Source organism: Hyphomonas sp. (assembly GCF_013823385.1).
Classification (GTDB): Bacteria; Pseudomonadota; Alphaproteobacteria; order Caulobacterales; family Hyphomonadaceae; genus Hyphomonas.
On the sequence record NZ_PNMA01000001.1, the window covers coordinates 262553 to 275921 of the forward strand.

Annotated in this window: 13 protein-coding genes; 7 read left to right on the plus strand and 6 right to left on the minus strand. The window is 63.7% G+C overall.

Going from position 1 to position 13369, the window contains the following annotated elements:
- The first annotated feature begins 67 nt into the window (after positions 1-67).
- Positions 68-811 carry a uracil-DNA glycosylase gene (locus tag C0456_RS01290; RefSeq protein ID WP_291047548.1) on the plus strand — a complete coding sequence of 248 codons (744 nt, stop codon included), beginning with the start codon at positions 68-70 and terminating at the stop codon, positions 809-811.
- On the opposite strand, the gene C0456_RS01295 is transcribed toward C0456_RS01290, so the two are convergent.
- On the minus strand, positions 808-1284 hold the full coding sequence (locus C0456_RS01295; protein WP_291047549.1) for a hemerythrin domain-containing protein: 477 nt from the start codon (positions 1282-1284) through the stop codon (positions 808-810). The two genes, C0456_RS01290 and C0456_RS01295, sit on opposite strands and share 4 nt — an antisense overlap.
- 86 nt (positions 1285-1370) lie before the next feature.
- Between C0456_RS01295 and C0456_RS01300 the strand changes: the two genes are divergently transcribed.
- Positions 1371-2003 (plus strand): glycosyltransferase, encoded by a 633-nt coding sequence (locus C0456_RS01300; RefSeq protein WP_291047550.1) that lies wholly within the window; start codon positions 1371-1373, stop codon positions 2001-2003.
- Positions 2003-2305 (plus strand): hypothetical protein, encoded by a 303-nt coding sequence (locus tag C0456_RS01305; RefSeq protein ID WP_291047551.1) that lies wholly within the window; start codon positions 2003-2005, stop codon positions 2303-2305. Before C0456_RS01300 ends, C0456_RS01305 begins: the two co-directional genes overlap by 1 nt.
- Here the strand turns inward: C0456_RS01305 and C0456_RS01310 are convergent.
- Positions 2302-2847: a hypothetical protein gene (locus C0456_RS01310; RefSeq protein ID WP_291047552.1), complete on the minus strand. Its 546-nt coding sequence runs from the start codon at positions 2845-2847 to the stop codon at positions 2302-2304. The genes C0456_RS01305 and C0456_RS01310 overlap by 4 nt on opposite strands.
- A 166-nt stretch (positions 2848-3013) precedes the next feature.
- Between C0456_RS01310 and C0456_RS01315 the strand changes: the two genes are divergently transcribed.
- Positions 3014-4147: a PA0069 family radical SAM protein gene (locus C0456_RS01315; RefSeq protein WP_291047554.1), complete on the plus strand. Its 1134-nt coding sequence runs from the start codon at positions 3014-3016 to the stop codon at positions 4145-4147.
- On the opposite strand, the gene C0456_RS01320 is transcribed toward C0456_RS01315, so the two are convergent.
- A complete protein-coding gene (locus C0456_RS01320; RefSeq protein ID WP_291047556.1) occupies positions 4144-5778 on the minus strand; it encodes a Na/Pi symporter in 1635 nt (544 codons plus the stop codon). The two genes, C0456_RS01315 and C0456_RS01320, sit on opposite strands and share 4 nt — an antisense overlap.
- A gap of 207 nt (positions 5779-5985) precedes the next feature.
- Here C0456_RS01320 and C0456_RS01325 point away from each other — a divergent pair, with 207 nt between their 5' ends.
- Positions 5986-7068, plus strand: a complete 1083-nt coding sequence (locus tag C0456_RS01325) for a site-specific DNA-methyltransferase (RefSeq protein WP_291047558.1) — start codon at positions 5986-5988, stop codon at positions 7066-7068.
- Positions 7069-7078: 10 nt separating this feature from the next.
- On the opposite strand, the gene C0456_RS01330 is transcribed toward C0456_RS01325, so the two are convergent.
- The 3 genes from C0456_RS01330 to C0456_RS01340 all read right to left on the minus strand — a co-directional run bounded on the left by C0456_RS01330 (position 7079) and on the right by C0456_RS01340 (position 10304).
- A complete protein-coding gene (locus C0456_RS01330) occupies positions 7079-8443 on the minus strand; it encodes a VWA domain-containing protein (RefSeq protein ID WP_291047560.1) in 1365 nt (454 codons plus the stop codon).
- A 12-nt stretch (positions 8444-8455) separates the two neighbouring features.
- Complete coding sequence (locus C0456_RS01335; RefSeq protein ID WP_367179188.1) at positions 8456-9436, minus strand: AAA family ATPase; 981 nt, start codon at positions 9434-9436, stop codon at positions 8456-8458.
- Between the two features lie 76 nt (positions 9437-9512).
- Entirely contained in the window at positions 9513-10304 is a 792-nt protein-coding gene (locus tag C0456_RS01340; protein ID WP_291047564.1) for a TSUP family transporter, read from the minus strand.
- A 104-nt stretch (positions 10305-10408) separates the two neighbouring features.
- Between C0456_RS01340 and C0456_RS01345 the strand changes: the two genes are divergently transcribed.
- Entirely contained in the window at positions 10409-12607 is a 2199-nt protein-coding gene (locus tag C0456_RS01345; RefSeq protein ID WP_291047566.1) for a primosomal protein N', read from the plus strand.
- A gap of 208 nt (positions 12608-12815) precedes the next feature.
- On the plus strand, positions 12816-13361 hold the full coding sequence (gene atpH, locus C0456_RS01350; protein WP_291047568.1) for an ATP synthase F1 subunit delta: 546 nt from the start codon (positions 12816-12818) through the stop codon (positions 13359-13361).
- Positions 13362-13369: the final 8 nt, after the last annotated feature.

A 13369-nucleotide genomic window follows, 5' to 3' on the forward strand; every position in this document is an offset into this window, starting at 1 on the left:
CCTGTCCGCAATGTCATCCCCTGCGTCAAGAGCGCCAATTACTGCACTCACCGAATGGTGGGGCGCAATGGGCGTGTCTGTTGACGAGCCTCTGGTGGAGGCTTTGCTGGCTGCGGCGCCTGCCGTTGCGGAAACCCCTGCGGCTGCTCAGCAAGCCGAAGTCCCGGTGGTTCGCCGCCGCGGCGCCCGCAGCGTTACGGACTGGATTCGCGAGGCTGAACGGGTCGCGGGCGAGTGCGCCACGATGGGCGATCTGGCCCGTGTCCTCGCCGATTTTGGCGGCAGCCCGCTCAAGGCTAGCTGCGAGAATACCGTGGTGTATGATGGCATTCCCGGCGCCAGCCTGATGGTGATCGGCGAGGGGCCGGGCGCCGAAGAGGACCGTCAGGGCAAGCCATTCGTCGGCAAGGCAGGCCAGCTGCTGGACAAGATGCTGGGCGCCATTGGCCGCCACCGCACGGAAAATGCGCTGATTTCCAACGTCAATTACTGGCGCCCGCCGGGCAACCGGAACCCGGAACTCGACGAACTGGCCGTCTGCCGGCCCTTTGTCGACCGGATGATCGAAATTAATCGCCCGAAGCTGATCGTTGCCGCAGGTGGTGTTCCTTCGGTCTCTCTGCTGAACAGCCGGGACGGGATCATGAAGCTGCGGGGCAATGAATACACCTACCGCACGCCCGGCGAATACACCGTGCCGCTGATACCGATGCTCCACCCGGCCTATCTGCTGCGCCGCCCGCAGGACAAGAGCCGCGCCTGGCGCGACCTGCTGCTGATCGAAAAGCGGCTTGGGGAGCTGGAAGCCTAGTCCTCCAGCGCTTCTTCGGCCTTCTTGTCGACCAGCTTGCGCTCCTGCTTCTTCTTCTGCGCGAATTCTGCCCCGATCTCACCGTTCTTGTCAGGGCCGATCACGTCCTTGGCGACGGGGAAGATGTCTTCTTCCTCTTCGTCGATATGGTGTTCGTAGCGGTCCTTGAGCGTCTTGAAGCGTGTCAGCCAGCCGGGGGAACTCATATCCATGTCGTTGAGTTCCTGGAGGATCTCGTCGAGCTCATGATGCTCGGCCACCGAATGGCGCCCCTCGGGCTGGCCATCGGATTTGGCAATCAGGCCGCTGTAGAAAGTCACCTCCTCGGCCGCCGCATGGGCACCGACATCATAATAGAATACCTGCCAAAGCGTCCGCCGCTCCTCCGAATCGCCGCTGGTTTCCTCCAGCTGCGCCAGCAGTTTGCGGTGTTTGTCATGATCAGACTTCAGTTCTTCATAGATTGTCGCCATCTGCGGACTCCTTGACTAGATTGCCGAATGAACGCCTCAGCTGGGCTTAACGTTCCGCGTTCTGCGAACTCTCACCGGGAACCCCCATGCCTGCGCCGCTCTCCATCATCATTCCGGCTCTGAACGCGGCGGCAGACCTGCCGCTTTGCCTGGAAAGCCTGATGCCCGGCCTCGAAGCAGCGCTGATCCGGGAAGTGATCGTGGCCGATCAGGGCTCAACCGACGCAACGGTAAAGATTGCCGAAGCCACCGGCGCGCGCGTGATTGCCGCGAAGGTTCAGCCTGTTCAGGCCGGGGTCAGTGAAGCGCGGGGCGACTGGCTGCTGATCCTGCCGGCGGCCACCGCCCTGTCGCGGGAATGGGCCGAGCGCGCCGGCGACCATATCGACACCCGCCCCGGCAAGGCGGCCTTCTTCGAGCTGCGCTACCGCTCAGACGACCGCCGCGCCCGCGCCCTGGAAAAAGATGCGGCGCGCTACTCCGAAAAGTTGGGCCAGCCTCTGCCGGAGCAGGGGCTGTTGCTCTCGCGGCGCCTTTACGGGCAAGTGTCGGGCGGCAGCGGCAGCCTTGTCCGCGCGCTGGGCAAGGATCGCCTCTTCCAGCTGAACGCGCAGGCGCGGGCCTCGGCGGCGGATCTGGAACATTCCGGCTGGAAGCGGCCCCGGCCCTCGGGCGGCGGATATTGGCGCACCCTGTTTGCGGCGAAAGGAAAAGCCTGATGAGCGACCCGGAAAAATCCATCGAGCTGTTTCGTCAGGATGGGGAGGAATTCCGCTCCGTGCGCGCTTCGCTCCGGAACGGCGAATTCGTCATCGATACGCAGGACATGGGCAAGAGCGTCGAGGAATTCTGGGGCGACAGCGATTACGAATTCTGGACCATCGTGCCGAAGGAAGCCTGGGGGCAGCTGCTGATGGCGCTGTCCATCGAATTCCTCGCCAATGATCCTTCGGCCACCGACCGGCTGCGCGACATCTGCCTCACCCACGGCGTGCCCCACAGATGGGACCGCTGGGTCTAGCGGGCCTGCGCCCACCAGGCATTACTGGCAAAATCTTCGGCATGGCGCGTGCGCAGATATTCGGCGAAGGCGTCAATATCCGTCACAAGGCAGCCATAGGGACCATCCTTTTCAAGGCCATACCGGATGAGCTGTGAAGCGCTCGCCTGGCTGCAATCGGGCACGGCGACTTCATATTCCCGCACGCCAAGGTCGGTATCCTTGAGCTTGCGCGCCACCACATAGCCCCAGGCCTGTTTATCGTCCTCACCGGAAAGATCGGCCTCGCCGAGCCAGATCGTTTCCCCGCCGGCTTTCATCAGGGGGCGAAAGCGCACGGCAATGGGCTTTTCGTCCGCGCCATCTTCAGGGTTGGGCAGGATCAGATAAACATCCTCCTGAAGGGTTGTCTGGTGACAGGGCTCATCCGCATCCAGACAGAAGGTCAGTGGGCCGTCATGGATGTAGACCCCTTCGCCGATCAGCGGTTTGTCTGAAAGGAAACATCCGCTGAGCAGCAAGGCGGCACAGCCGGCCACAAAAACCCTGAATATGCTGAACATGAAAAGCGCGTCCCTGTTTGAAGGTTCAGTGTCGGCTTTTATTCCGGCAAAACAAAGGCCCTTCCTGACGCCGGGGTGGAGCGTGTCCATCCCCGAAGACAAATCCCACAGGAAGTGATTTCAAAAGTTCTTGATTTGTTCTTTTTTCTCTGGCTTTGTGGCGGGCATGCGTACGGGACAGAAACTGAAGAAATCAGGACGGGTCACGCTTCTCGACACAACGGGCGTGGCGGAGCGTTTCGAGCATAGGGGGCGTGGCGCCATCTCGAATCAGACCGGACGGTATGAACGGGAAACGCGCCACGCCTTTGACGATGGCTGGGACACGATAGAGGACGGGGCAGAGCGGCTCGACACGCAGGTGTTTGATGAGGTCGCCCGCACGATCATCACCTTTAACAAGTCGCCGGATATTTCGTTTGACCGGACGGTGAACCCCTATCGCGGCTGCGAGCATGGCTGCATCTATTGCTTTGCCCGGCCCACCCATGCCTGGTCTGGCCTTTCGGCGGGGCTGGACTTTGAAAGCAAGCTGTTCCGGAAGACCAATGCGGTGGAGCTGCTGGTGCGCGAGCTGGCACGCCCCGGATATGTCGTCCGCCCGATTGCGCTGGGCATGAATACCGATGCCTACCAGCCGATCGAGCGCGAGCAGCGCCTCACCCGCCAGCTTCTGGAAGTTCTCTCGGCACACAACCATCCCGTCAGCCTGCTGACGAAATCAGCCCTGATCCAGCGCGACATCGATATTCTGGCACCCATGGCGGAGAAGGGGCTGACACGGGTGGGCGTGTCGATCACCACGATGGACCGCAAGCTCGCCCGCAAGATGGAGCCGCGCGCGGCCACACCGGAACGCCGGCTGGAAACGGTGAAGGCCCTCTCCGAAGCGGGTATTCCCGTCGCTGTGATGACAGCGCCGGTCATCCCCGGCCTCAACGATCACGAGATCGAAACCCTGATCCAGGCCGCTGCCGATCATGGCGCGCGGGGCGTGGGCTATGTCGTGCTGAGGCTGCCTTTCGAGATCAAGGATCTCTTCCATGAATGGCTGGCAGAGCATGCGCCAGACCGCGCCGCGCGCGTCATCAACACGCTGCGGGAGATGCGCGGCGGCAAGGATTATGACGCCAAATGGTTCGAGCGCGGCTCGGGGCGTGGGCCGGTGGCGGAGCTGATCCGTCACCGCTTTGTCCGCGCGGCGGCCCGGCTGGGGCTCAACCAGCCAAGGCCGCCCCTGCGGACCGATCTTTTCCGCCCGCCCGGCCCCGGCGGCAGGCAGCTGAGCCTTGATTTCTAGGCGTCCTCAGGCGGCGCGGTGTCCACCCGGCCCGAAGCAATCGGTGCCCAGGTGCACAGGCGCCGCTCTGCCTTGAGGGCGGCCTCTGCCACGCGCCGCATCCGCCGTGCCCGCAGCAGCGCGGCTTCCATCGCGTCGACATTGATACGCCCGGCCGCGGCGCTGGCCAGCAGATCTTTCTTGATCTGTTCATACGCCTCATCAACCTCATCCATTTCTGAATCGAATTCGGTCTTGAAGGCGTCGGGGTCGCCGGAATTTGTCTCGAGCGCGGCCAGGATACCCGCCCGCAGCCGGTCCCAGGCCGGGCCGGTGATGAGGCTTCCCGGCGGCTGGGGGCCTTGTGAAATGGCGGCGGCCTCGGCCACCGTCTCCTCCACATGATGGATGGAGCGGATCAGGTCCGGCAGGGCGTTGACCACATCGGAAGGCAGGGGCTGGCGGCTGAGGTCGGCGATGAAGTCCCGGATGGACTGGCCAAGCGCCAGGATGCCGGCATCGCCATTCTCGTTGAAGGGTCTTCTCGCTGCAGGCGCCAGGCGGGCTTCGGTGCGCGCGAAGGCGAGCGTCATCATCCGCTGGATTTCCAGAACCAGGCCGCGCAGGGCCAGTGCAGGCACCGCCGCCAGCGTCGGGTCCAGATGCGCCGGGCGCCCGATGCTTTCCTCCGGGGCGACATAGCGCTGCTGCAGCCAGTCAACCAGACGGTTGGCGAAGGGCCAGATCAGCAGCACGCCCAGCACGTTCAGCAGGGTGTTGAAGATCGCCAGCGTCAGCGGCTCATCCTTGCTGTCCGCCAGAAGGATATCGGCAAGCCAGTGGCTGGCCGCGACCAGGGGGTAGAGGAGCAGGAAGGCGGCAACGCCGGAATAGATGTTGAACACGATATGGGAGAGGGCCACGCGCTTGGCTGCCGGCGTGGCGCCGGCCGAGGCGAAAACGGCCGTTGTGGTCGTGCCGATATTGGCGCCGATGATGCCGGCGGCGGCCAGTTCCAGCGGCAGCCCGCCCCCGGCTGTGGCGGTCAGGATGATGGCGATGGCGGCGCTTGAGGATTGCGCCAGTGCGGCCAGCACCATCCCGAAGACGAGAAACGCGAAGGGCGCAAAAAATCCTGCCCGTGAAAGATCCAGCGTCTCGAACCAGGGTAGCAGCGTATCAAACGCGCCCTTCAGAATGCTGATGCCGAGGAAGAAAAGGCCAAACCCGGCGAGCGCCTGGCCAGATCCTGAAACGCGGGGGCGCTTCGTGCCCAGCATCTGCGCCAGAACCCCGACGCCGATGATCGGCAGGGCAAAGGCGCCGATGTCGAGTTTCAGGCCAACCAGTGCCACCAGCCAGGCCGTCATCGTGGTGCCGATATTGCCGCCGAAAATCACCCATACGGCGTGGCGAAGCGTCAGCAGCCCGGCATTCACGAAGCCGATGGTGGCAACGGTTACGGCGCTGGATGACTGGACGAGGCCCGTCAGCAGCGCCCCGGAGATGAGCCCGCGCGCCGGTGTGCGCGTCCAGTTCCGCAGGATGGCGCGCAGGCCGTCCCCGGCGGCCAGCTTCAGCCCTTCTGTCAGCATCGACATGCCCAGCAGGAAGAGGCCAATCCCGCCCAGCAGTTCCAGCGCCAGCATCATCGCAAATCCACTCCTCGCGCGTCGCCGGTGACACGCTTTTGTAACCGCTGACCCTAAGGACGAATATGCCAGCGGGGCAAGAGACCCGGCATTAACCCACAAAAGACAGCTGGTAACCTTTCGGCAGGGTTTCCTTCACGCCGTCTTTACCGGCGCGATTCAGGGTCGCCTGTAACAGTCACAGTAGAGTCGCGGGGCGAACGATCCATGACCATCCAGCGTAACACGATCATCCAGGGCGATTGTATCGAGGTCCTGTCCCGTATTCCGGACAAGTCCGTCGATCTCGTCTTTGCTGATCCGCCCTATAACCTCCAGCTCGGCGGCGGGCTCACACGCCCGGACCAGTCCATTGTCGACGGTGTCGATGACGAATGGGACAAGTTCGCCAGCTTTGATGATTATGATCTGTTTACGCACCAATGGCTGGAAGAGTGCCGCCGTGTCCTGAAGGATGATGGCGCCATCTGGGTGATCGGCTCCTATCACAATATTTTCCGTGTCGGGACGGTGCTGCAGGATCAGGGCTTCTGGATCCAGAATGACGTGATCTGGCTGAAATCCAATCCGATGCCGAACTTCAAGGGCACCCGCTTCCAGAACGCGCATGAAACGCTGATCTGGGCCGGAAAGTCCAAGGACAGCCGCGTCACCTTCAATTATGATGCGCTCAAAACCTTCAATGAAGACAAGCAGATGCGCTCTGACTGGACCATCCCCCTCTGCACAGGCGGCGAGCGCCTGAAGGATGAAGCCGGCCGCAAGGCGCACCCGACACAGAAGCCGGAATCCCTTCTTCACCGCGTGCTGCTGGCCACCTCCCATCCCGGCGATCTGATCCTCGATCCCTTCTCCGGAACGGGCACGACGGCGGCAGCCGCCAAGCGCCTCGGCCGGGATTTCATCGGCATCGAGCGCGAGGAGGGCTATGCGCGCCTGTCGCGTGCCCGCGTAAAGGCGATCACGCCGCTGGAAGGCGAAGTGCTGGAAACCGAGCGCAGCAAGAAATCGCTCGCCCGCGTGCCTTTCGGCGCGCTGATCGAGACTGGCTGGCTGAAACCCGGCGACCGTCTCTTCTCGCCCCAGCGCCGCCACCAGGCCCGCATCCGTGTTGACGGCTCGCTGACCACCGGTGCCATCACCGGCTCCATCCACCGCCTTGGCGCGCAGGTGCAGCAGGCCCCCGCCTGCAATGGCTGGACCTACTGGCACTATGAAACCGACAAGCGCGACCTGGCGCCGATCGACCTTCTGCGCCGCCGTTACCGCGAAGAGATGGGCCTCGCCTGAGACCGTCCGTTCACGAATAGCTTGTCAGGATTTCGTCCAGGGCGCGCTCAAGATCCTTGAGCGTCGCCACATGGCTCATCTGCTTGCAATAGGGCGCATAGCGCGGGATGACGCTGTCGCCCGTGCCCCAGAGGCCGGGCCCTTCGGGGTTCAGCCAGATCGTCTGCTTCGCCCGGCCGGCAAAGCCGCTGAAGAGGTCGAGCCGCGGATCGCCATAGTTTGAGCGCCCGTCGCCCAGGACCAGAATGGTCGTGCGGCGGTCGATCACGGTTTCGTGGTCTGTCTTGAAGTCAGACCAGGCCTGGCCATAGCTCGTCGAGCCGAGGCCAAATTCGCGCAGGATCTTCTTCATCGCGCCATCGAATTCGTTCTCTTCCAGGATGCCGCTGACATCCCCCAGCCGGTAGGAGAAGGCGTAGGCATGAAGGTCGGGGATCACTTCCTTCAGCGAATAGAGCAGCAACAGCAGGAAACGCACATAGGCCGCGACTGATCCGGATACGTCGCAAATGGCAACGATCTTTGGGCGGTCCTTTTTCTTCTGCCGCCAGATCACATTGAACGGCACGCCGTCATAGCCCGCATTGGCGCGCATCGTGCGGCGCACATCCAGAATGCCGCGCGAGGTCTTCTTCCGCCGCCGCGAATGCTTCACGGCAAGGCGCTTGGCGATCTTCGCGATCAGCAGCTTCATGCGCGCCATGTCATGGGCTTCCAGCGCGGTCAGGCGCTTGGTGGCGGCCACCTCATCGCGGAATTTCTCGGTCTCGCCCGCGCCGAACACTTCAAACGCCCGCTCGGCCCGCTCGCGCGCCGCCATCGTCAGGGCCCGGCGGGCATCGATCATGCGTTGGGCGTCGGCATCCGCCTCTGCGCCCGAACGCTGCAACGCCTCCAGGAGCCGCGCCTGCAACGCCTCGCCGCCCATCGCGCGCACCATCTGCTGGGCGTAATAGGCCGTCTGCGTTGAAAAGCGGATGTCGTTGAGGCCGGCGGCCTCGGCCGCCCGCTCCACGGCGGTGGCCAGCGCCTGTTCATTTCCGGGCTGAGTCAGCGCGATCATCTGTTCGGCGGCGTCGGCTGCGTCTTGCCCGCCGCTTTCGCCGTCCTCGGAGCTATCCTCGCGCTCGCCGGCTTCGCTCTGCGCGCTGCTGCGCTGGTTGCTGGCCGCAAAATAAAGATCGAACAGCTTGTCGTGAACGTCCTTTTCCGCTTCGGATTTTGCCAGCACGCAGGCGAGCGAATCCTTCAGCAGTGCCCGGTCGCCATAGCCGATCATCGCCACGGTGCGCGCGGCATCCAATGCTTCGCCGGTCGAGACCTTCACATCGGCAGACCTCAGTGCCCGGATGAAGTTGGAGATCTGGCGCTCCATGCGCGCGCCGCCTTATCCGAGGTCCGGATAGCCGGAAGCCGTCCGCCCGCCCGAATCCGTGCCAATCGCCTCGCGCACCATCCTGGGGATATGCGGAGAGATCGCCGCAATGTCGCTCTCATGCTTGAGCAGCACATTCAGCGTATCGCGCACGAACTGTTCGTCGAGGCTGCTGGAATGGAGCAATAGCAGCGTGCGGGCCCAGTCCACCGTCTCGGCAATCGAAGGGCGCTTCTTGATATCGGCCTCACGGACGGACTGAACAAAGCGGACCAGCTGGTTGAGCAGCGTATCGGAAATCCCGTCCACACGCGCGCGAACAATCCTCTGTTCACGCACATGATCGGGAAAGCCGATATGCAGGTGCAGGCAGCGCCGCTTCAGCGCGTCGCCCAGCTCGCGGACATTGTTGGAGGTGAGGATCACGATCGGCGGCACCTTCGCCCGGATCGTGCCAATCTCGGGCACCGAGACCTGATAGTCCGACAGCACTTCCAGCAGGAACGCCTCGAATGCCTCGTCGGACTTATCGATCTCGTCGATCAGCAGGATCGAGCCCTTGTCCTGCTGCATGGCGTTCAGCAGCGGGCGCGCTTCCAGGAATTGCGGCGAGAAGAACAGGTCTTCAAAGTCGGCGAGCTTGCCGAGCGATTTGGAGAGATTGTCCGCCTCGCCGATCAGCTCGTTCAGCTTCTCTTTCAGGATCTGCGTGTAGAGGAGCTGCTTGCCATATTTCCACTCATACAGCGCCTTGCCTTCATCGAGGCCCTCATAACACTGCAGGCGGATGATCGGCAGGTCGAGCCAGCGGCCGAGCGAGGCGGCCAGGTCTGTCTTGCCCACGCCCGCAGGGCCTTCGATCAGGATCGGCTTGCGCAGGCCATGGGCGAGGTAAACGGCGGTGGAAATCTGCGCCGTGGAAATATAGCCCACCTCGGCGAGCCCTGCGGTAATCGCCTCGATCGAGGTCAGCGGCTCGTAGCCGGAAGTCATGTCTTTTGCCATGCCAAAGGGGTAGGGGGCAGGGCGGAGACTGGCAAGCACTCACGCTAGGGTAAGGCCTCGCCGCTCAGCCCAGCACCGAAGACGCCCATATCCGCAGCGGGTTTTCCGGATCCGACAGCAGCCGCGCCACCATGGCAAAGCATATGATCACCAGCAGCGGCCGGATCAGGCGCGGGCCAAACCGCATCGCGGCTTTCGAGCCAAGCCAGCCGCCCAGCACCTGGCCGGTCGCCATCGTCAGGCCGAGCGCCCAGAGTACCTGCCCTCCCAGCGCAAACACCGCGACCGAGACGACATTGCTGGCAAGGTTCAGCGCCTTGGTGTGCGCCGTGGCCCGCGTCAGGCCCATCCCCAGCAGCGTCACCAGGCTGAGGGCAAAGAACGAGCCGGTGCCGGGCCCAAAGAAGCCGTCATAGAAGCCGATCCCGCCAGCGACGCTGCTATAGGCCAGGGGCGTCATCCGGGCGTGCGCGTCCTCATCGCTCGCCTTCGGGCCGAACAGGAAATAGAGCGCAATCGCCACCAGGAGGCCCGGCAGCACCACCATCAGCCAGCTGCTGTCGACTACCAGCACGGCGGCGGTGCCGAGCCCGGCGCCAATGAACGTCGCGATCAGGGGCCACAGGATCAGGGCAAAGTTGATCCGGCCCGCTTTCCAATAGCTCCAGGTGGCCATGGCCGTGCCGAAACTGCTCTGCACCTTGTTGGTCGCCAGCGCCGAGAACGGGTTGATGCCTGCGGCCAGTAGCGCGGGAAGGGTAATCAGCCCGCCGCCCCCGGCAATGGCGTCGATGAAGCCGGCCGCAACGGCGGCCACTACGAGAAAAGCAATCAGTTCAGGCGCAAGCTCGATCATCCGGGCGCCTTAGACGGAGTGCCGGTTCTGATCCAGTGCAAGTTGGCGCGCCCCGGTGCGCAGACGGGATGACGCCTTCCGGCCAAAGCGATAAGCCACGCTTCATGGCCGTCGCCCGAATCCTCTTCACCCTGCCGCTGCCCGAGCCGTTCGACTATACGGTGCCCGAAGGCATGGTGCTGGAGCCCGGCGCCTATGTCGCCGCGCCGGTCGGCCCCTATGACCGGCTCGGCATCGTGGTCGAGCTGCTCGGCGATGAGGTGGCCACCGGCCGGAAGCTCAAACCCGTCACGGCGGTCTATGACGCGCCGCCCATGGGCGCGACGATGCGCGAATTCCTGGCCTGGGTCGCGCGCTACACCGTCACCCATCCGGGGCAGGTGCTGGCGATGGCACTGCGCGCGCGGGACGGGCTTCTGCCGTCGCCCGTGGAGACCCGCTACCGGCTGACCGGCACCCTGCCAGAACGGATGACGCCGGCGCGCCAGAAGGTGCTGGATGTGTTTCAGAGTGTCCGGAATTGTCCGGATTTGTCCGGAAATGACCATTTGTTGTCCGCCGCTGACCTCGCTGCGGCGGCAAATGTCTCGTCCGGTGTCGTCAAAGGCATGGCCGAGGCCGGCGCGCTGGAGCCTGTGGAAATCGACACCGACCCGCCCTTTGCCATCCCCGATCCTGACCTTCCGGGCGCCGAGCTGACCGAAGAACAGGCCGCTGCGGCGGGGGAATTGCGCGCCTCTGTCCAACAGGGCGGCTTCTCCGCCTTCCTGCTCGACGGGGTAACCGGCTCGGGCAAGACGGAAGTGTATTTCGAGGCGATTGCGGAGACTCTGAGATCAGACCCGGAAGCCCAGATCCTTGTTTTGTTGCCGGAAATTGCGTTGACGCAGGCGATCCTCGCCCGTTTCCAGGCGCGTTTTGGCGCCGCGCCTGCGCCCTGGCATTCCGGCATGAACCCGAAAGACCGCCGCCGCACCTGGCGGGAGGTGGTCCATGGCCGCGCCCGCATCGTGATCGGCGCGCGCTCAGCCCTCTTCCTGCCTTACCGCAAGCTGCGCCTCATCATCGTCGACGAGGAACACGACACCTCCTTCAAACAGGAAGATGGCGTCACCTATCATGCCCGCGATCTGGCGGTGATGCGGGCCAAGACCGAAGGCGGGCAGGTGATCCTTGCTTCGGCCACGCCTGCCCTGGAAACTGCAGTAAATGCTGAGGCTGGCCGCTATGTGCGCCTGCGCCTGTCGGCCCGCCCAGGCGCCTCCCGCCTGCCGGATATCGAGTTGGTGGACCTGCGCAAGGCGCCCCCGGAGAAGGGCAAATGGCTGTCGCCGGTGCTGGAGCGCGCACTGATCCAGACCCTGGCCAATGGCGAGCAGTCCCTGCTGTTCCTCAACCGGCGCGGATATGCGCCGCTCGTCATCTGCAAGGCCTGCGGGGAAAGGCTGAAGACCCCCGGCACGGAGAACTGGCTGACCGAGCATCGCTATTCCGGCCGGCTGGTCTGCCATGTCACCGGCTATTCCATCCCCAAGCCCGCCAAATGCCCCCATTGCGGCGCCGCTGATTCGCTGATGGGCGTCGGCCCCGGTGTGGAACGGGTGGCCGAAGAGGTGCGGGTTCTGCTGCCCAACGCCCGAATCGAAATTTTCTCTTCAGATACAGCGCAGGGCGGCGACGCTGTCCGCAGCCTGATCGAGCGGATGGAGCAGGGCGAGATCGATGTCATGATCGGCACTCAGATCGTCGCCAAGGGCCACAACTTCCCGAATCTGACGCTGGTAGGCGTGGTCGACGCCGATAGCGGCCTCAAGGGCGGGGATTTGCGCGCAGGCGAACGCACCTATCAGTTGCTCAGCCAGGTGGCCGGCCGGGCAGGGCGGGCGGAGCGTCCGGGGCGGGCCCTGGTGCAGACTTATGCGCCGGATAACCCCGCCATGGAGGCCCTCGCCGCCAATGATCGCGACGGGTTCCTGCAGATCGAACGGGATGTCCGCACCGAACTCGTCCTGCCGCCGTTCGGCCGCCTGGCTGCAATGATCCTTTCGGCGCCTTCCGCAGAACTTGTGGATAAAACCGCCCTCGAAATCGCCGCCGCTGCGCCCAATGGTGAGGGGATTGAGGTGTTCGGCCCGGCGCCGGCCCCCATCACCGTGTTGCGCGGGCGCCACCGGCGGCGGTTCCTGATAAAAAGCCCCAGAATCGTGGATCTCTCGGCCTATATGACCGCCTGGACCGCGCGCCTGAAACTCCCGGCACAGGTGCGGATTTCGATCGATATCGACCCTTATTCATTTCTGTGACCCGCCTTTCCCTGCGAGAGCTCGCGTTTGCGGCCATTTCGCCGCATGACGGGTCGGCGGCGGGGCTGTTGTCAGCGCTAATTTCTAATGATAAGCGCCGCACAACCTTGGGGGGGTGCCTGTTTCGCGAGCGCCGCCCGCCTGACTTTTATTAGGGCATTTCCGCCCCCTAACTGAGACGGATTTCAAGACCTTGCCTGCCTCGAACGTGATCCAGACAAGCGAAACGGCCAAGCGCTACGCTCGCGCGCTCTTTGACCTGGCGCAGGAGAAGGGCGAACTGGCCGCCGTCCATAAGGATTTTCGGGCTTTCGCCGGGCTTATCAAATCGTCGGCGGACCTGCGCAAGCTGCTCGATTCCCCGGCTTTTGGCCGCAATGTGAAAGTGTCGGCGCTGGCAGAGATTGCCAAGAAAGCTGGCTACTCGGCCCTGTTCGGCAAGTTCCTCGGCACGATGGCCACCAATGGCCGCGCCCGCGACATCCTCGGCGCCGAGTTCGCCTTTGACCAATTCTATGCGAAACAGCGCGGCGTTCAGCGCGCTATTGTTCGCACCGCACACGAAATGACCGGCGCTGAAAAGTCCCGGATCGAATCGCTGCTTGCCAAAGTGGTTGGCGGCGAAGTTGAACTCACCAGCGAAGTGGACGCTTCGCTGATTGGTGGCATCCAGCTCCGCCTGGGCTCAAAGCTCGTGGACGCCAGCGTCGCCAAGAAACTTGAACGCATGAACACCGTGATGAAGGGAGCATAAGAAGCTCG